Raw genomic sequence first — 18,275 nt, forward strand, 5'->3', positions numbered from 1 at the left:
GCGACACGGATAAGAGTGGACAGTCGGCCGATATCGGCCGGAAAATCTGAACATCGCAGCGCCGCCGCACCCGGGCCGCGCGGGAGGGATCATCATGAGCCGTCCGGCACGAGTCGTCACCGCCGTCACCTGTCTCGCCTTGACCGCACTCCTGGCGGGGTGCGGGCAATCGGGTACCGCCGTGCCCGGCGAGATGGACGTCCGCACCCTGGACACCGGGTCCTATCCGGTGAGCCGCTACTCCTACGACAATGCCAACGGCGGCAAGGGCGCGACGCTCGAGGGCGTCCGGATGACCGCGGCCGTCGCACCCACCTCGCTGATCGACTCGAAGCTGAATATCGGCCGCGGCGGCGTGGTGCTCTCGACCGTCGACGATGTGCTCAATGTCAGCCACCTGTCCACGGCGGTCAAGGGCGTGCTGACCAATCGCGGCTTCATCGCCGGTTTCGCCGCCAGCGGTTCGGACCGCGCGGACATCGGTGACAATCCGGATCCCAACGGCACCACCATCACCACCCGCGCGCTGCGCTTCCCGTCCGCCGACAACGCCAAGCTGGCGGCCCGGGAACTCGAGGACGCCGATTTCAACGTCGCCCTGAACGTGAATCAGAAGCTGACGCTGCCGGACTACCCGGATGCCTACGCGCACTGGCGGCCGGGCGTGCCGAATATCGGAGTCACCATGGCGCGCAAGGACTTCGTGATCTCACTGTTCATCGTGCGGCCCAGCGCCGACCAGAAGGACCTGCTGACCTGGGCCAAGAAGAGCCTCGACGCCGAGGTGCCGCTGATCGACTCCTTCAACGAGACCGCCGCCGACCAGATCGCGCAACTGCCGGTCGATCCGGATCGGCTGCTGGCCCGCACCCTGGTGACCGACCGCGACAAGGAGACGGTCGATCCGGAGAACTTCGCGGTGTTCCCGGCCAATTGGCTGGTCCTCTACGCCGACGACATGGCCTACTGGACCAAGTTGGTGGCCGACACCGGCGTCGACGAAACGTCGGTCGCGGACGGCAATTTCCTCATCCGCGTGCGAGATGCGCAGGCGGGCGGCAACTTTGTGACCGGCATGATCAGCAACCTGAAGGAGCCGAAGTCCACCGCGCCGGACAAGGTGCCCGACGCCGTCTGCACGCACCGCAATTCGGACAAGACACCGAGCCGCTGCTATGTCCGCTACAAGCGGTACGTGGCGGTGGTCAACGGCACCAGCGATGCCGACGTGCAGAAGAAGGCGGCCGCGCAGTACGCGCTGCTGGCCAACAGCCTGTAGCGCGAGATCTGGACAGCGGAAGCGGTTCGGCTGAAGATTGCGGGGCAGAGTTTTGCGGGGAGGGAAATCATGAGCCGAAGCGCCAGGCGCACAACGGTTGTCGTCTCGATCTGTCTGGCCGTGGCCGGGCTGCTGACCGGCTGCGCGCAGTCGGGACACCCGATGGCGGGTGAAATGGATGTTCGCACACTGGATGTCGGCGGCAGCGCGGTGGATCGCTTCCACTACGACACCTCCGCGAACGGGCACGGCGATGTGCTGGAAGGCATTCGGATGGCGGCGGCCATCGCGCCGTCGATGAAGATCGATCAGAGCCTCGATATCGGGCGCGGCGTCTCCGTGCACACCCAGATCGCGGACCTGGTGAAGCACGACGGTATGCCGGGCGTGGCCGAACCGATTCTGGAGAAGCGCGGTTTCATCGTCAGTTTCGCGACCAGCGGCTCGGACCGGCCCGATCCCAAGGACACGGGCCCGGCCGACCCGAACGCCAATTCGGTGTCCATCGTGCTCATGCGCTTCCCCTCCGCCGACAACGCCAAGCTGGCGGCCCGGGAGATCGAGGACGCCGACTTCGCGGTGGCGCTGCAGCAGAACGTGAAGCTGACCATCGCCGAATACCCCGACGCGATGGCCCACTACCGGCCGGGAATCAACAACATCGGCGTGGTCATGGCGCGCAAGGAATTCGTCCTGGACATCTTCGCCAGCCGGCCCAGCGCCGATCAGCGGGATCTGCTGAGCCTGGCCAAGCGCACCCTGGACGCCGACGTGCCCACGATCGACGCCTTCCAGGAAACACCCACCGACAAACTGGATACGCTGCAACCGGATCCGGACAACCTGCTGTCCCGGGTGCTCGTCGACAAGCGCGACGCCGGCCGCGCCCCCGATCCCGACAACTTCGTGGTCTGGCACCCGAACTGGCTCCTCGACAACTCCGACGACCAGTCGCCCCAGCAGGCTCTGCTGGACAAGACCGGCACCGATGCCTTCGGTTACGCCGATGACAACGAGATCTATCGGGTTCGCGATGCCGCGGCGGGCACCGACCTGATGAACGGATTCACCAACCTGCTGGGCACCACGTACTCCGGTGATGGCGCGGTGGACAAGGTGCCGGGCACCCAATGCGGGCACTGGGCCGATCTCTCGAGCAAGAAGCCGTACCGCTGCTATGTCGGCTATCGCCGGTATATGGCGGTCGTCTATGCCACCGACCTGGCGACGGCGAAGCGCAAGGCGGCCGCGCAGTACGCGCTACTGGCCAACAGCCTCTAGCGTCAGAATCGGAGGACGTCCGCGTCCAGGAGTCGCCAGGCGGCGGGCCTGGACGCGGGGTGGCGTCCGGTCTCGACGTCCTCCGATTCTGTCTCCCCACAGCGGTCGCACTCCGGATCCGCTGTCGCCCAGTCGCTTTCACCCTCGATGGGTCCGGTGCGCGACACCGTGTGCCGGGTGCGCGTGAGCCCGCTGCGCGGCGAGCTGTCGTCGCGGAACCAGTAGTCGCGGAATCCGAAGGGCTGCAACAGTGCTCGCAGGAAGGCCGCGCCGTCCGCGGGCAGCACCCGACGATCGGTGCCGAGCAGCTCGACGCCCTGGTGATACCAGACCCGTGCCACCAGGCCCTCGATCGGATCGACCGCACGGAAGGTGGCGTGACCGTCGGCGGTCAGCCGGAATTCGGCGATCCGCCGCCACTGCGCCGTAGACCGCCACTGCCCGGCATCGCGGAAGTACAACCCGACCACGGCCGGGATCCGCTGCCCCATGGGAACCCCCACTCGTCGAACTATTCCCGTGGAGTATCCGCCCGCGCCGCCCGGAAACCTCTCGGTACCAATTCCCCGGCGTGCTCACTCAGTTCGGATATCCGGGTACCGGAGTGCGCGCACCGCAGAACGGTTCACACGTGCCGGTCGTCGTGGGCACGTAATGCGACGCACCGTCGTCGAATCGGGCACCGCTCACCAGCAGCAGCACCAGCAGTGCCGCGAAGATGATGAGCCCGAAGAAGATCAGTGTCGGCCACAGCCATCCCGCAGGAAGGTGTATCCCGAGTGCCAGCCCCTCGTACATACCCCCCACCTCCTCGTAAAAATCGGTTCCCTATTGGGTTACCACCCGCGAGCACCCGAATCCACCCCTCACCACTGCCCCTGCACCGCCCACACCGCCCCGCCACCGGCAACCGGCGATTCGCTCCGCCCCAAGCGAATTCACTCCCACCCCACCCGCATCACAGGTAATGCGAACGGCCGCCCCGGATGCTCCGGGGCGGCCGTTCGCCGGGATTTCGCCTCAGGCGGAGCGCAGGTCTCGGCGACGGAATGCCATGAGCCCCACCGTGATCAAGACCACGTCCACCAGCAGCAGGATGAGCAGCGGAGTGGCGGTGAAGGCTTCGCCGGGCACCTTCGGGGCGTGCTCGAAGGGGTTCAGGTCGCGGAACCACTGCGGGGAACCGGCGAGCGAGCCCAGCAGCAGCACCGCGACGGCGGCCACCAGCACACCCCAGGCCAGGGCGGCCCAGCGTGGCAGCACACCGAACAGCAGCACCGTGATGCCGACGAAGGTCCATACCGCCGGGACCTGCACCAACGCCGCCGCGAGCACCTGCCCGGTCTTGCCGCCGACATCACCGGCGGCCCGGCCGTAGACCAGCCCGCCGAGCAGTCCGGACACCGCCAGCGCCAGCACCGGACCCAGCAGCGCGAATGTCAGATGTGAAGCCACCCAACGGATTCGGGAGACCGCGCCGGTGAGGACGGTTTCCGCGTGCGCGGTGCTCTCCTCGGAGTTCAAGCGCAGCGCCGCCGACACCGCGTACGCGGCCGCACCCAGCGCGACCATGGTGAACGCGAAGCTGATCAGCGACTTCTCCAGCGAATCCGAGCCGCCCATGCGGGTGATCATGTCGCGAATGGTCTGACTGCTGCCCAGCTGCTTGCCGACGCCGTGCGTCACACTGCCGATCATCAACCCGTACAACCCGAGTCCGACGGTCCAGGCCGCCAGCGTCCCGCGCTGCAGTCGCCACGCCAGCCCCAGCGGGCCGCTGAGCGCGGGCCCCGCGGTCGGCGCACCGGGCCGTTCGGCGATCAACCCCGCACCGATATCACGGTGCGCCAGTAGGTAATACGCGAGCCCGGTCAACGCGACCGCGGTGACCAGATGCAGCAGCAGCACCGCGAAGTGATCGCCCGCGAACGCCCGCACCTGCAGCGACCAGCCCAGCGGGGACAGCCAGGTGAGCGGACTGGTCGGCCCGGCCGCGGCCCGCACGTCACCGACGGCACGCAGCGTGAAGGTCGCACCCAGCACCGCGAAGGCGATGCCGCGCGCCACCCGCGCACTGGCCGACAGCTGCGCGGCCACCGCGGCGACCGAGGCGTACACGATGCCCGACCCGGCCAGCGCCAGCCCGAAGGCCAGCGAGCCGGAGCGCGGCACGGAAGTGCTTGCGATACTGGCGAATCCGACCAATCCGGTGGCCAGCGCGGCACCGTAGGCCACGATCAGCGCGGCGGTGAGCCCGGCGAAGCGCCCGACCCGGGTGGAGGCCAGCAGCTCGGTGCGCCCGGTCTCCTCGTCGGCGCGGGTGTGCCGGATGACGGTGAGGATGGTGGCCACGCCGATGAGCGTGAAGAACATCCCGGCCTTCCAGACACCCGAGGCGCCGAGGCTGGTGTTGTAGATCGGCCCGTACATGGCCAGCTCGGCCGGATTCGACAGGATGCCGTTGGCGTAGTCCGTGAAGTCGGCGGGCGTGTGGTAGATCTTCTCCAGGCTCTTGATGTAGACGCTGCCCAGCGGCAGCGACAGCAGCAGCACCCACAGCGGCACGATGATCCGATCACGCCGCAGATACAGCCGCAGCAACTGCCCGGTGCCGGTGAAATCCGCTGCGAAGGACGGCATTTCGAATGCGCGGGGCGCCGTCGCGGTGACGGCGGTCATTTCGACACCTTCTCGCGGTCATCGGCGGGAGTCTGTCCGTCGAGCGAATAGTGCCGCAGGAAAAGCTCTTCCAGCGTCGGCGGCTGGCTGATCAGGCTGCGCACCCCGGCGTCGCCGAGCACCCGGATCAGCTCACCGAGGTGCTCGCTGTCCACCTGGCAGTGCAGGGTATTGCCCTCGACACTGATGTCCTCGACACCCGCGATCCGGCTCAGATCGCCTGGGCTGCCGACCATTTCGGCGGTGATCGAGGTGCGTGACAGGTGCCGCATCTCGGCCAGGGTGCCGGTCTCGACGGTCTTGCCCGCCCGGATGATGGTCACCCGCTGACACAGCTTCTCGACCTCGGACAGGATGTGGCTCGACAGCAGCACCGTGGTGCCCCGGGCCACCGCCTCGGCCACGCATTCCCCGAACACCTGCTCCATCAACGGATCCAGGCCCGAGGTCGGCTCGTCGAGCATGAGCAGCCGCGCATTCGACGAAAACGCCGACACCAGAGCGACTTTCTGCCGATTGCCCTTGGAGTAGGTGCGCGCCTTCTTGCTCGGATCCAGCTCGAAGCGCGCGATCAACTCGGCACGGCGATCCTGATCGATCCCGCCGCGCATGCGCGCCAGCAGGTCGATGGTCTCGCCGCCGGACAGCGACGGCCACAGCGTGACATCGCCTGGGACATAGGCGATATCGCGATGCAGCGCGACCGCGTCGGACCAGGGATCGCGCCCCAGCACCAGGGCCTCGCCCGAGGTGCGCGACAGGATGCCCAGCAGGACGCGGATGGTGGTGGACTTCCCCGCCCCGTTGGGCCCCAGGAAGCCGTGCACCTCCCCCTCGGCGACCTCGAGGTCGAGGCCGTCGAGGGCGCGCACCTGCCCGAAATGCTTGTGCAGGTCCCGGACCTGAATCACCGGGCTCACAGGGACGTTCATCGAGTCTCCTTGTAGGAAAACGACGTTGGATGGTTTATTGCTCGGTCTGAGCGGCGATCACCGTGTCCAGCGCGGTGGAATCGGTGAGCATGCCGTTGGTGTAGAGCTCCAGGGCGGGCAGCATCATCTGGTCGGCGTAGTCGCGCAGGGCCTTCCGGAAATCCATCGGCCCCGGGTGTTCGTCCGCGTAGAGCTGCAGGAACATCATCATGCCGCCGCCGTTGTTGGTCGCGACATACCGTGCCATGGCCTTCACATCGCGCATCGGCTTGATGCTGCCGCCCGCGATGCCCGCCCGGAGGTACTGCTCGGTGTCCTCCACCATGTGCTCGAAGAAGGTCTTCATCAGCGTTCCGCCCGCCTGGAAGCTGCGCATCAGGTAGGCCATCAGCGGGGCGAACTCCTCGATCTCGGCCAGTTGCCGCATGAGCCCGCCCGGCGAGGGATTCTCGATGTACTCCATCTTGGCGGCCCGGATGGTGTCCCGGACCCATTCGTCGCATGCGGTCTGCAGTCCGTCCTTGGACCCGAAATGGTGGTTGACCAGCCCGGGTGAGACGCCGGCCGCGGCCGCGATGGCTCGGACGCCGACTCCGAACCCCTGCTCTCCGAACACGGTGATCGCTGCGTCGCGAATTCGTGCCCGGGTGGTCAGATCCTCGGTTGAACGCATGTTTAATAGATTAAACACTCGTTCAATCCGAAGGCAAGAGCCCACACCGACTTCTTCACTCGACGTTGCGAAGCCCGCAACCCCGCGGATTACTGCACGCGGGAAAGCTGATCGGCTGCGAATATTGTCACGCGGAACATCCGCGCACGGAACAGATTCTTCAGCCGAGCGAGGCGCACAACAGCCCGTCGCCGACCGGAATCAGCACGCTGGTGAGGTCCGGATCCTCGGCGATCGCCCGGGTCGCCGCCCGCACCGCCATGGTCTGTGGATCGCGCTGCGCCGGATCCGGGACCCGCCCGCCCAGCAGCGCGTTGTGCAGCAGAATCGCGCCGCCCTCGCGTAGCAAGCGCACGGCCTGCACCACGTACTGCGGATGCTCGAGCGGTGCGGCGTCGATGAACACCAGGTCGTAGGCCCCATCGGCCAAGCGCGGCAACACATCCAGGGCGCGCCCGTTGATCAGCCGGGTGCGGGCCGGCGCGATCTCGGCCGAGCGGAACGCCTCCCGGGCCGCGCGCTGATGCTCGGGCTCGGAGTCGATGGTGGTCAGGGTGCCGTCCTCGCGCATGCCGTCGAGCAGCCACAGCCCGCTCACCCCGGCACCGGTGCCGACCTCGACCACGGCCCGCGCCCCCAGCAACTGGGCGTACATGCTGAGCAGCGCACCGACGCTGGGCGCGACCGGGGCCGCCCCCAGTTCGAGGGCGCGTTCGCGCGCGCCGACGAGGATGTCGTCCTCGGCGACGGATTCCTCCACATAGGCGAGGTTGCGCTGCAGGTTCGGTGCCGCGGGGGTCTGGCTCACGAAATAGAGGCTAACGGCGATACACCGGTAAGGCGTGGTGGTGCTGGGCCGGGTGTGGCGATTTTTCTCAGGTGTCCCTCAGCGTCCACATATTGATGCCACATCACGACCGACGAAAGTAATCCTCACGCCAGGCCAGCGACCGCGGGCCCGGGGTCGGGAACAGCTGATCCAACCGATTGGTTGTCACCGATACCGACGTTCACGGTCCCGAGTAGGAGGTAATCCCATCCACATGGTCGACGCGGCGCGTGAACCCGCCAACACTCTGCACCCGCAGATCAAGCCGCTGGACAGCGACACCACGCTGGACGGCGAGCTGCTCCTGTCCGCCGCCGACGACGAGGCCGCCCTGACCGGGACCGCCGCGTTCGACGCCACCGGCGATCGTGCCGTGATGCCGAGCTGGGACGAACTGGTCCGCGAGCACGCCGACCGCGTGTATCGGCTGGCCTACCGCCTCACCGGTGATCCGCAGGACGCCGACGACTTGACGCAGGAGACCTTCATCCGGGTCTTCCGCTCGCTGCAGAACTATCAGCCCGGCACCTTCGAGGGCTGGCTGCACCGCATCACCACCAACCTGTTCCTGGATATGGTCCGCCGCCGCAACCGCATTCGCATGGAGGCGCTGCCGGAGGACTACGACCGCGTCCCGTCCGAGGGGCCCGGCCCGGAGCAGGCCTATCACGACGCCAATCTGGACCCCGACCTGCAGTCCGCGCTGGATTCGCTGGCTCCGGAGTTCCGCGCCGCGGTCGTGCTGTGTGACATCGAAGGTCTGTCGTACGAGGAGATCGGTGCGACGCTGGGCGTCAAACTGGGCACCGTGCGCAGCCGGATCCACCGAGGACGCCAGGCACTGCGCGAGTACCTCGAGCATAATGGGGTGGAGCGGCGTTTCGCCGCCTCCGACAAGGTCGGGTGAGATACGGGTCCCGCAGGTCGGGCCCCCGTCCCACCCGAGCAGCTCGAATCGTCCGGAAGGGTGTGCAGCGTATGAGTGGCGAGGACCGACCGCCCCGTCGTCCCCCGCGTTTCGCCCCCACCGAGCATCTGGCCAGTGAGGCCATCGCCGCCTACGTGGACGGTGAATTGCGAATGAACGCGTATCTTCGTGCCGCGCACCACATCTCGGTGTGCCGCGAATGCGCCGCCGAGGTGGATGCCCAGCAGCAGGCGCGAATCGCGCTGCGGCAGTCCTCGGATCAGATCTCGGCGCCCCTGAGTCTGCACGACACCCTGAGCCGGATTCCGCGTTCCCTCATTCAGGAATGCGCGAGCAACCATCAGGATTCGTTCGACAGCAGACGGTGGACTTCATGGTGGCGCAAGTAGAGTCCATAGCGTGACCACCGAATCGAACAACACGGGCCCGGCGCCCGAGCGGTCTGGGGAATTTGATTCGGCAGCCGATCGGGGGAACCTGCGGCCGTCGGACGCACCGGTGCTGGGTCCGCGCCCGGTCCATCGGCCGCACGTGGACAACCACACCGCCCGCGCTTTCCGCCGCCCGAACGGCGCGCAAGGCTCCTTCGCGACCCGCCCGGCCGGTGCCGTGGCGGTGGCGCAGGGAGCTGGCGAGATCGCCAATCGCCCGCCGGATGCGGTGCTGGCGGAGGCTTTCGGTCGCCCGGAGGGTTCGACCGAAGTGCTGCAGCGGGATCCGGAGGCGACGGCCGAGCAGGCCGCCCCGGCCGCGCCCGCCGATCCGTGGCGGGATCCGAATTCGGCCGCGCGCCTGGGGACTCCGGCGGTGGCGCAGCCGCAACCCGCACCGCTGACCGCGGGCTCGCGGCTGGGTGCGCGGGATGTGCTGTTCGGTGGCCGGGTGTCGTGGACGGCACTGGGGCTGCTGGCGATCGTCGCGCTCGTCATCGGCCTACTGGGCGGGTTCGTGGGGGCCTTCACCGGTTCCTCGGCGTCCGCGCTCACCTCGCGCAAGGTGACGTTGCAGTCCGCGCCCGGCGGCGGGGATTCGCACAATCAGATCACCAAGGTGGTCAATGCCGTCATGCCCGCGGTGGTCACCGTCCGAGCCTGGCTGGGCGACACCGGTTCCACGGGTTCGGGTGTGGTGATCGACGGGCAGGGCTACATCGTCACCAACAATCACGTGATCTCGCTGGCCGCCAATGACAAGTCGGGCAAGGCCAAGCTGGATGTGGTGTTCTCCGACGGCCAGAAGGTGCCGACCCGCATCGTCGGGCGCGACACCAAGTCGGACCTGGCGGTGCTCAAGGTCGATGTGAAGAACCTCTCGGTGATCCAGCTCGGCAATTCCGGTGACGTGCAGGTCGGCGACGACGTGCTGGCGCTGGGTTCGCCGCTGGGCCTGGAGAAGACGGTCACCTCCGGCATCGTGTCGGCGCTGCACCGCCCGGTGAAGGTGGGCGGCGAGGGCACCGATACCGACGCCACCCTGGACGCCGTGCAGACCGACGCCGCCATCAACCACGGCAATTCCGGTGGCGCGCTGGTGGATATGCAGGGCCGGCTGATCGGCATCAACTCGGCCATCAAGTCCGAGAGCGGCGGTTCGGTGGGTCTGGGCTTCGCGATTCCGGTGGATCAGGTGAAGCGGATCTCGCAGGCGCTGATCCGCGACGGCGCGGTCGAGCATCCGATGCTGGGTGTCAGCGCCAAGACCAAGATCGTCGCCAATGATGTGATGAGCGGCGCGCAGGTGGCCGATGTGCAGGCCGGGAGCCCGGCTGCCAAGGCGGGCATCGTCGAGGGCGACGTCATCGTGAAGGTCGGCGACCGGGACGTGACGAGCCCGGAGGAGCTGACGGTGGCGGTGCAGTCCCACGAGATCGGCCAGACCGTGGACATCAAGGTGATCCGCGACGGCCGCGAGGTGGACATTCCAGTCACACTGGAAACGGACAAGAAGTCGTAGAAAGGTAGCCTGTACTCGTGTTCAGCAATATCGGCTGGGGCGAGATGCTCATTCTGCTCGTCGCCGCACTTGTCATTCTCGGCCCCGAGCGTTTGCCCGAGGCCGTTCGCTGGACGGCGCATGCCCTCAAACAGGCGCGCGATTACGCCACTGGCGCAACTCAGCAATTGCGGAATGAACTCGGGCCGGAATTCGACGAGATCCGGAAACCGTTGGAGCAGTTGAACGAACTGCGAGGTATGAATCCGCGCTCGATGGTGACCAAACACCTGCTCGACGGCGATGATTCGATCCTGAACAGCTTCAATGACCTGACCAATTTCGACAAGCCGGTCAGCTCCGCGAACAGTGGAAACGGTTCCACCAACACCGGTTCCGGTCCGATTTCGATGCCGAAGGAACAAAAACCGCTGGAGCGCAACGAACGTCCGCCGGTGGATCCGGACGCCACCTGAGATCAAAGTCGTTTAGTGGACTTGACGCATGATGCTGTCCAGCTATCTAGACTGCGCACATGTCGGCCGACGAGGTGGCCCGGGTATTCGCGATCGAGGACAAGGTCGAACGCCTGAAAGCCGCCACAGAGGGCGTCGCGGCGGCGCAGCAGCAGATCAATGAGCTGACTCGCATCCGTCGCGCCGTCATTCGCGAACTACATGCCGAAGGCTGGACGTTCGCGAGAATCGGTGCGGCCGCGGGACTTTCCCGCGCCCGCATCCATCAGGTGAGTACACAGGGACCGGTTCCGGAAGGCTTGTTCTTCGGTCACGGCCCGCTGACCATCCTGACCCCCGACGTTCGCAGCACCACCCGCTCCATCGCCCTGGTCGGCGCGCCGGATCCCGCCGCGCCGCACCGTTTGGTGGAGTTGTTACGCGAACTCGGGTTCACCGCCAATGTCCAGCGGTTCCTGCCCGGCCGCCCGCTCGATCTCGACCGTGACGGCCTGATCGTGCTCGGCGGACCCGAATTGTCGCCCAGTCTGCGGTATCTGGTGGCCGCCGACCCCCGGCTACGCCGCACCGTGGCCCGCGCGGGCCGGGTGCGCCGCGGCATCGAGGATCGGGCCGCTCGCCGCGTCTACCGGCCCGGCGGCACCGAGCCGTACGACATCGCCTACCTGGCCCGGCTACCCCGCCCGGACGGCAAGGGCAGCGTGCTGGTCATCGACGGCCTGCACCCGCCCGCCTCACTGGGCGCGATCCGGCTGCTGGCAACCAGACTCGCCACCCTGCACGAGCGCGCGGCCACCCACCCGTTCTCGGCGGTGGTGGGGGTCCGCTACGACCGGTCCACGGGTGAACCGATCGAAGCGGACCTGCTGACACCGATCTACCGGCACGATCGCTGAGCGATCGTCCGGGATGACCGTGCGGTGTTACGCGGCGGCCTCTTCCGGGCGCAGCGTGTTCATCGGCGGGCGGTCCGCCAGCGACACTTCCGTGGTGTTGGCGATGAATTCGCCTGCCACCAGCGGGAATTGGGTCAGGGCCGCGCCGGAGTCTTGAATTCCGCTGCGGCCCAGGACGGTTCCCAGGATTTGGCGGCTCATGACGCCCAGGTCGGCCAGCGGGCGGTTGCGGTGCTGGCGGACGCCGAGATTGACCTGACCGATGCTGGACAGGCCCAGCATGTCGTAAGTGTCGAGCAGCAGCCCGATCTCGACGCCGTAGCCGGGGGCGAAGGGCACCGAGGCCAGCAGTTCACGGGTGCCCGCGTACTCACCGCCCAAGGGCTGCAGCACATTCGAGAGTTCAGGCCGCAAAGCAGCCAGCAGCGGACGGGCCACCAGTTCGGTGACGCGGCCGCCGCCGTGGTGCTCGACCGCCTCGCCGGTGCGCAGCGGGCGGCGGTAGTACGCCTTGACCAGGTGCATCCCGTCCACGGTCAGCAGCGGGCCCAGCAGCTTCGGCACGAAGTTCGGGTCCGGGTCGATGAGGTCGGAGTCCACGAAGGCGATGATGTCGCCGGTGGTGACGGCCAGCGAACGCCACAGGCATTCGCCCTTGCCGGGGACGGGGTCGAGTTCGGGGACGGCTTGTTCGCGGGTCACCACGGTCGCTCCGGCGGCCTGTGCGCGGGCCGCGGTGGCATCGGTGGAGCCGGAGTCCAGGACGACGAGTTCGTCGACCAGGGTGCCGAGCAGGGGCCGGATGCTGGCCACCACCGCGGCGACGGTGGATTCCTCGTTGAGGGCGGGTAGTACCACGGAAACCGTGCGGCCGTCCTTGGCCGCGATCAGTTCCTGGACGGTCCAGTCGGGACGGTCGTAGGTGTTGGTGTTCACCCAGTCTGTTTTCATGCGAGACCTCGCAGGGTACGGGCGGGTGGGCGGTGACCTTGGATGGCGGCGATCATGTCCACCACCCGGCGGGTGTGGGCTACCTCGTGAACGCGAAAGACGCGAGCGCCCGCGGCGGCCGACCAAGCAGTCGCTGCCAATGTGCCCTCCAATCGCTCGGACAACCCGACACCAAGAGTCTCTCCGATGAAATCCTTATTGCTCAGCGCCATCAAGACGGGCCATCCGCTTTTCACAAGAACGTCTAGCGCCCGCAACAATTCGAGCCCGTGATAGGTGTTTTTGCCGAAATCATGGGTCGGGTCGATCAAAATCGAGTCCTTGGCCACCCCTGCGGCCGCAGCATTTTCGGCCGCGGTCACCACGGTTTCTGTGACCTGCGCCACCACATCGGCGTACCGGACCCGGTGCGGACGGGTCCGCGGAATCGCACCCCCGGTGTGGGAGCACACGATTCCTACGCCCAACTCGGCAGCAACGCTCACTAGCTCGGGATCAGCTCCCGCCCAGGTGTCGTTGATCAGATCCGCGCCCTCGGCCACCGCGGCCCGCGCGACCCCGGCCCGCCAGGTGTCCACACTGATCAACAACTCCGGGTAGCGCGCCCGGATTTCCGCCACGAACGGCACCACCCGCCGAGCCTCCTCGGCGGCGTCCACCTCCGAGCCGGGCCCGGCCTTCACCCCGCCGATATCGACCAGATCCGCGCCCTCGGCGACCGCCCGGTCCACGGCGTTCATGGCGGCTTCGTCGGTGAACGTCGCGCCCCGGTCGTAGAAGGAATCCGGCGTCCGGTTCACGATCGCCATCACCAGCGCCCGATCCGTCGCCACCGGCTTTCCGCACAATGTCGGCAACGGCGCACACATGCCCCCGACTGTACCGAGCGCTGTGCGGCCCTTGCTGGGCAGCCGACCGGAACAGTGTCCCGACCGGCTGCTGGTCAGTTGCCGGGCGCCCGGCCCGCCGCCACGTCGGCGGCGTACTCCGGATACGCCGGAATGTAGCCGTCGGTGCGGTTCGCGAGGACGTAGAGCGAGGTCTGGTCGTCGAGGGCGTAGCCCTCCTTGCGCAGCTCCACCTTGCGGCTCTTGAAGGTGGAGGTCTGCTCGAGTTCGGGGACCACACGGATGAACAGGGGTACCGCATAGGTCGGCAGGTGGTCGTAGAGGGCCTTGGCGGCGACCTTGCCGTCGAGGACCGCGCCGTCGTGCAGGGTCACCGCGGCCATGCCCGCCTTGCCGTCCGTACCGGGAATGTCGACGCCGAAAACGACTGCCTGCGTGACGGAGTCGATGCCGTCGAAGGCGCCCTCGACCTCGGTGGTGGCCACGTTCTCGCCCTTCCAGCGGAAGGTGTCGCCGAGCCGGTCGACGAAGGCGATATGGCCGAAGCGCTGATCGCGCACCAGGTCACCGGTGTCGAACCAGCAGTCGCCGTTCGCGAAACCGTCACGCACGAGCTTTGATTCGGTGGCCGAGGCGTCGGTGTAGCCGTCGAACGGGGAGCTGTTGGTGACCTTGGCCAGCAGCAGCCCGACGCCGCCGGGGCGGACGCGGCGTAGCCGGCCGTCGGCGTGGCGCAGGGCCTTGCCGGTGGCATCGTCGTATTCGACGATGGCGAAGGGCAGCGGGGTGAAGCCGGCGGTCTTGTCGATGCTGAAGGCGTTGATGAAGGCGACGTTTCCCTCACTGGCGCCGTAGAACTCGACGATCCGCTTGATGCCGAAGCGCTGCTGGAACTCGTCCCACAGTTCGGGCCGCAGGCCGTTGCCGACGCAGAGCCGGACCTGGTGCATGCGGTCGTTGCGCCGGGCCGGTTGGTTGAGCAGGTAGCGGCACAGCTCGCCGATGTAGACGAACGCGGTGGCCTCGTTGGCGATGGCCTCGTCCCAGAAGCGGGAGGCCGAGAACTTGCGCCCCAGTGCGAAGGTCGCGCCGCCCGCGATGACCGAGGACAGGGCCACCGTCAGGGCGTTGTTGTGGTAGAGCGGCAGGCAGCAGTAGAGGGTGTCCTTGCCGGTCAGTCGCACGCCGAGCCCGCCGATGCCGGCCATGGACTTGGTCCAGCGCTGATGCGTCATGACGCTGGCCTTGGGCAGGCCGGTGGTGCCGGAGGTGAAGATCAGGTAGGCGCGTTCCTTGGCCGTGATCTGTTCGGTGACAGCCGGATTCGAGGCGTCGGCGGTGCGGGCCTCGGTGGCGAGCTGTTCGGACCAGATCAGGTTGGGCCGCGGTTCGGAGAGCGTGCCGAGCGCGTCGGCGGACTCCTCACCGATGACGTCGATGACCGAGTTCAGCAGCCCGAAGCTGTGCTGCAGCACCACATCTCGCTGATTGTGGTTCAACAACCCGGCGGTGGCACCGAGTTTCACGGTGGCCAGCACGGTCAGCAGCGCCTCGGGCCGGTTGGCCATCAGGATGCCGACCACGTCGCCACGCTTCACCCCGTGCGCGGCAAGCACATTCGCGTAGCGGTTGACCTCGGCATTGGCCTCGCCCCAGGTGTACTGGCGGCCTTCGAATTTCAGGAAGGGCCGGTCCGGATGCTTGGCCGCGCCGCGCTGGAAGAACAGTCCGATCGATGCCTGGTCGCCGGATTTCACCAGCAGGTGCACGACATTGCGGATCATTCCGGGGGCGGACACTGCCATGCCGGGCAGGCTGCGGGCCAGGTCGAACAGGCTCACGGTCGAACGGGCATCCGTATTCACTTCGCTGTGCTCCTCACAGGTCGTGCTCACGCCCACCCTTACCGATTCACCCGATCTTGTCGAGTGGAACCAGATAGTTCCACTTCAGGCGGTCGGCCGCAATGCCTCGAAGGCGGTCTCCAGCTCCGTGGTCACCAGCACCCGGTCCAGCGCCTCGCGGCCGGCGTACCCGGCCCGCCCCAGCTCCTCGATCCAGGCGAACAGACCGTCGTAGTGGCCCTGCGGATCGAGCACCACCACCGGCTTCTCGTGCACGCCCAGGTACGACCCGGTCCAGGTTTCGAAGAACTCCTCCAGCGTGCCGATGCCGCCGGGCAGGGTCAGGAACGCGTCCGCACGGTCGTCCATGACCTGTTTGCGCTCGCGCATGGAGTCGGTGACGATCAGCTCGTCGGCGTCGATATCGGCGACCTCACGGTGCACCAGCTGCTTGGGGATGACGCCGACGGTCTTGGCCCCGGCCGCCCGCGCCGCGTGCGCGACCGCGCCCATCATCGAGACATTGCCGCCACCGGACACCAGTTGCCAACCGCGGCGGCCGATTTCGGCGCCGACCGAGGCGGCCAGTTCCAGCACCCGCGGATCGTCGACGGACGCGGAGCAATACACGCAGACCGCGTACGGTTCGTTCACCACTGGTCCTCCACGACGCCGGCCTGGTCCTGCTCGTGCCGGGCCTGCGCGGCCCGCGTCACGATCTCGATCACCTCGTCCACGCTGTCGGTGAGGTGCAGCAGCCCCAGGTCGCCCGGCGCGATCTTGCCCGAGCCCTGCAGCGAGTCGCGCATCCAATCCATCAGTCCCGCCCAGTATTTGGTGCCGAACAGGATGATCGGGAAGCGGGTGATCTTGTGGGTCTGCACCAGGGTCAGCGCCTCGAAGAGCTCGTCGAGGGTGCCGAAACCGCCGGGCATGCAGACGAACGCCTGGGCGTACTTCACGAACATGGTCTTGCGTGCGAAGAAGTAGCGGAAGTTGATGCCGAGGTCGACCCACTCGTTGAGGTGCTGCTCGAACGGCAGCTCGATGCCGAGCCCGATCGAATAGCCGCCCGCCTCGGACGCGCCCCGATTGGCGGCCTCCATCGCACCCGGGCCGCCACCGGTGATGACCGCGAAACCGGCTCGGGCCAAGGCACTTCCGACGGCCATCCCGGCCTGGTACTCCGGCGAGTCGGCGGGCGTGCGCGCCGAACCGAAGACCGCGACCGCGCGCGGCACCTCGGCCAGCGCGCCGAAGCCCTCGACGAATTCGGCCTGGATGCGCAGTACGCGCCAGGGATCGGTGTGCACCCAATCCGCGCCGCCGCGCTCGTCCAGTAAATGCTGATCCGTGGTCCCTATCCCCTTTTTCCGATCCCGCCGCAACATGATCGGGCCCCGGAATCGTGGAGTCTTAGGCGAACGCACCTCTTCGTCAGCAGACATGCAGCCAACCGTACATGTCGCCCGTAACCGCCGCCGGTCGCTTGATCAGCGCGGTGTTGAACAACTGATCAGGCTTTGGCCCCGGTGAGGTAACTGCGCAGCATCGACGTCACCTGGGTGATCTGATCGACCGGCAGATGCTCGTCACGCTTGTGCGCGAGGTTCGGGTCGCCCGGGCCGAAGTTGACGGCCGGGATGCCGCGGGCGGCGAACCGCGAGACATCGGTCCAGCCGTACTTGGCGCGCACCCCGCCGCTGCCGTGCCCGTGCACGATCTCGATGAGGTCCTTGGCCGCCGGATTGGACAGGCCCGGCAGTGCGCCGGGGGCGCCGTCGGTGCGCTCGAAATCCAGTTCCAGCCCGGCGAACACCTCGCGCACGTGCTCGGTGGCCTGATCCAGGGTGCGGTCGGGAGCGAAGCGGAAGTTCACGTCCACGGTGGCCACGTCGGGCACCACATTGCCGGCGACGCCGCCCTCGACGCGGACCGCGGACAGGCCTTCGCGGTAGGTGCAGCCGTCGATCTCGACCTCGCGGGCCCGATAGTCGGCCAGTCGCTGCAGGATCGGGGCCAGGCGGTGAATCGCGTTGTCCCCCAGCCAGGCTCGCGCCGTATGCGCGCGCACGCCGGAGGTGGTGAGCCGGACGCGCAGGGTGCCCTGGCAGCCCGCCTCGATCCAGCCGCCGGACGGCTCACCGAGAATGGCGAGATCGCCCTCGAGCCAATCCGGGAATTCGCGTTCGATCCGGCCGAGCCCGTTGAACTCGGCGGCGATCTCCTCGCAGTCGTAGAAGATGAGCGTCAGATCGTGCACCGGGTCGGCGACGGTGGCGGCCAGGTGCAGGAACACCGCGTCACCGGATTTCATATCGACGGTGCCGCAGCCCCACAGCTGCCGTTCCCCGTCCGCGGTGGTCTCGAAGTGGCTGGGCACGTTATCCGCGATCGGCACGGTGTCCAGGTGCCCGGCCAGAATGACCCGGGTGGGCAGCCCGCGATCGGTGCGCGCCAGCACGGTATTGCCGTGCCGCACGATCTCGAATCCGGAAGTCTGCTCGCGCAGTGCCTTTTCGACGATGTCGGCGATGACCTTCTCGTTCTTCGACACGCTCGGAATATCCACGAGCGCGGCGGTGAGTGATATGGGGTCGGCACTCAGATCGAGGAGGGTCATTTCATCCACCCTAAAGGAGGAAACGCCTCCGTTCTCCGCACGGTGGCTGCGTTGGCACAAATCGGCACCGCGGGCGGTATGAATTCACAGCACGGTAACGTAAT

The 18,275-nt window shown here is 67.4% G+C and carries 19 protein-coding genes; 7 read left to right on the plus strand and 12 right to left on the minus strand.

The genetic code is table 11. The annotated features are described in order from the left end of the window. Nucleotides 1-94: 94 nt before the first annotated feature. Together ACFXHA_RS30950 and ACFXHA_RS30955 are read left to right on the plus strand one after the other, a co-directional pair. Nucleotides 95-1,279, plus strand: a complete 1,185-nt coding sequence (locus ACFXHA_RS30950) for a hypothetical protein (RefSeq protein WP_379362505.1) — start codon at nucleotides 95-97, stop codon at nucleotides 1,277-1,279. A gap of 69 nt (nucleotides 1,280-1,348) precedes the next feature. Beyond that, on the plus strand, nucleotides 1,349-2,560 hold the full coding sequence (locus ACFXHA_RS30955) for a hypothetical protein (protein ID WP_379362506.1): 1,212 nt from the start codon (nucleotides 1,349-1,351) through the stop codon (nucleotides 2,558-2,560). Nucleotides 2,561-2,562: 2 nt separating this feature from the next. On the opposite strand, the gene ACFXHA_RS30960 is transcribed toward ACFXHA_RS30955, so the two are convergent. From ACFXHA_RS30960 to ACFXHA_RS30985, 6 genes are all read right to left on the minus strand, one after another. Continuing rightward, a complete protein-coding gene (locus tag ACFXHA_RS30960) occupies nucleotides 2,563-3,063 on the minus strand; it encodes a hypothetical protein (RefSeq protein ID WP_379362507.1) in 501 nt (166 codons plus the stop codon). A gap of 76 nt (nucleotides 3,064-3,139) precedes the next feature. Next, nucleotides 3,140-3,358, minus strand: coding sequence for a hypothetical protein (locus ACFXHA_RS30965; protein ID WP_379362508.1), 219 nt, complete (start codon nucleotides 3,356-3,358; stop codon nucleotides 3,140-3,142). 222 nt (nucleotides 3,359-3,580) lie between these two features. Further along, on the minus strand, nucleotides 3,581-5,239 hold the full coding sequence (locus ACFXHA_RS30970; protein ID WP_379362509.1) for an ABC transporter permease: 1,659 nt from the start codon (nucleotides 5,237-5,239) through the stop codon (nucleotides 3,581-3,583). After that, complete coding sequence (locus tag ACFXHA_RS30975; RefSeq protein WP_379362700.1) at nucleotides 5,236-6,159, minus strand: ATP-binding cassette domain-containing protein; 924 nt, start codon at nucleotides 6,157-6,159, stop codon at nucleotides 5,236-5,238. The genes ACFXHA_RS30970 and ACFXHA_RS30975 overlap by 4 nt, the downstream gene beginning before the upstream one ends. Nucleotides 6,160-6,205: 46 nt before the next feature. Then, the gene (locus tag ACFXHA_RS30980) at nucleotides 6,206-6,844 is read right to left on the minus strand and encodes a TetR family transcriptional regulator (protein ID WP_379362510.1); all 639 of its coding nucleotides are present in this window, start codon (nucleotides 6,842-6,844) and stop codon (nucleotides 6,206-6,208) included. Between the two features lie 160 nt (nucleotides 6,845-7,004). Beyond that, nucleotides 7,005-7,652: an O-methyltransferase gene (locus ACFXHA_RS30985; RefSeq protein WP_379362511.1), complete on the minus strand. Its 648-nt coding sequence runs from the start codon at nucleotides 7,650-7,652 to the stop codon at nucleotides 7,005-7,007. A 235-nt stretch (nucleotides 7,653-7,887) separates the two neighbouring features. Between ACFXHA_RS30985 and sigE the strand changes: the two genes are divergently transcribed. From sigE to ACFXHA_RS31010, 5 genes are all read left to right on the plus strand, one after another. Beyond that, nucleotides 7,888-8,580, plus strand: a complete 693-nt coding sequence (gene sigE, locus ACFXHA_RS30990; RefSeq protein ID WP_379362512.1) for an RNA polymerase sigma factor SigE — start codon at nucleotides 7,888-7,890, stop codon at nucleotides 8,578-8,580. A gap of 71 nt (nucleotides 8,581-8,651) precedes the next feature. Continuing rightward, entirely contained in the window at nucleotides 8,652-8,990 is a 339-nt protein-coding gene (locus ACFXHA_RS30995) for a hypothetical protein (RefSeq protein WP_379362513.1), read from the plus strand. A gap of 10 nt (nucleotides 8,991-9,000) precedes the next feature. Then, nucleotides 9,001-10,554: a S1C family serine protease gene (locus ACFXHA_RS31000; protein WP_379362514.1), complete on the plus strand. Its 1,554-nt coding sequence runs from the start codon at nucleotides 9,001-9,003 to the stop codon at nucleotides 10,552-10,554. Between the two features lie 17 nt (nucleotides 10,555-10,571). Then, nucleotides 10,572-11,009, plus strand: a complete 438-nt coding sequence (tatB, locus tag ACFXHA_RS31005; protein ID WP_379362515.1) for a Sec-independent protein translocase protein TatB — start codon at nucleotides 10,572-10,574, stop codon at nucleotides 11,007-11,009. A 59-nt stretch (nucleotides 11,010-11,068) separates the two neighbouring features. Next, nucleotides 11,069-11,905, plus strand: coding sequence for a hypothetical protein (locus ACFXHA_RS31010; RefSeq protein ID WP_120734680.1), 837 nt, complete (start codon nucleotides 11,069-11,071; stop codon nucleotides 11,903-11,905). 27 nt (nucleotides 11,906-11,932) lie between these two features. Here ACFXHA_RS31010 and ACFXHA_RS31015 read toward each other — a convergent pair whose 3' ends face one another. The 6 genes from ACFXHA_RS31015 to dapE all read right to left on the minus strand — a co-directional run bounded on the left by ACFXHA_RS31015 (nucleotide 11,933) and on the right by dapE (nucleotide 18,171). Continuing rightward, nucleotides 11,933-12,856 (minus strand): glucosyl-3-phosphoglycerate synthase, encoded by a 924-nt coding sequence (locus tag ACFXHA_RS31015; RefSeq protein ID WP_379362516.1) that lies wholly within the window; start codon nucleotides 12,854-12,856, stop codon nucleotides 11,933-11,935. After that, the gene (gene folP, locus ACFXHA_RS31020) at nucleotides 12,853-13,725 is read right to left on the minus strand and encodes a dihydropteroate synthase (protein WP_379362517.1); all 873 of its coding nucleotides are present in this window, start codon (nucleotides 13,723-13,725) and stop codon (nucleotides 12,853-12,855) included. The genes ACFXHA_RS31015 and folP overlap by 4 nt, the downstream gene beginning before the upstream one ends. A gap of 74 nt (nucleotides 13,726-13,799) precedes the next feature. Further along, nucleotides 13,800-15,569, minus strand: coding sequence for a long-chain-acyl-CoA synthetase (locus ACFXHA_RS31025; protein ID WP_379362518.1), 1,770 nt, complete (start codon nucleotides 15,567-15,569; stop codon nucleotides 13,800-13,802). 84 nt (nucleotides 15,570-15,653) lie between these two features. Beyond that, nucleotides 15,654-16,205 (minus strand): TIGR00730 family Rossman fold protein, encoded by a 552-nt coding sequence (locus ACFXHA_RS31030; RefSeq protein ID WP_379362519.1) that lies wholly within the window; start codon nucleotides 16,203-16,205, stop codon nucleotides 15,654-15,656. Next, complete coding sequence (locus tag ACFXHA_RS31035) at nucleotides 16,199-16,996, minus strand: TIGR00730 family Rossman fold protein (RefSeq protein ID WP_379362520.1); 798 nt, start codon at nucleotides 16,994-16,996, stop codon at nucleotides 16,199-16,201. Before ACFXHA_RS31035 ends, ACFXHA_RS31030 begins: the two co-directional genes overlap by 7 nt. 68 nt (nucleotides 16,997-17,064) lie before the next feature. Next, entirely contained in the window at nucleotides 17,065-18,171 is a 1,107-nt protein-coding gene (gene dapE, locus ACFXHA_RS31040) for a succinyl-diaminopimelate desuccinylase (RefSeq protein ID WP_379362521.1), read from the minus strand. Nucleotides 18,172-18,275: the final 104 nt, after the last annotated feature.

The organism is Nocardia sp. NPDC059240, assembly GCF_042753865.1.
Classification (GTDB): Bacteria; Actinomycetota; Actinomycetes; order Mycobacteriales; family Mycobacteriaceae; genus Nocardia.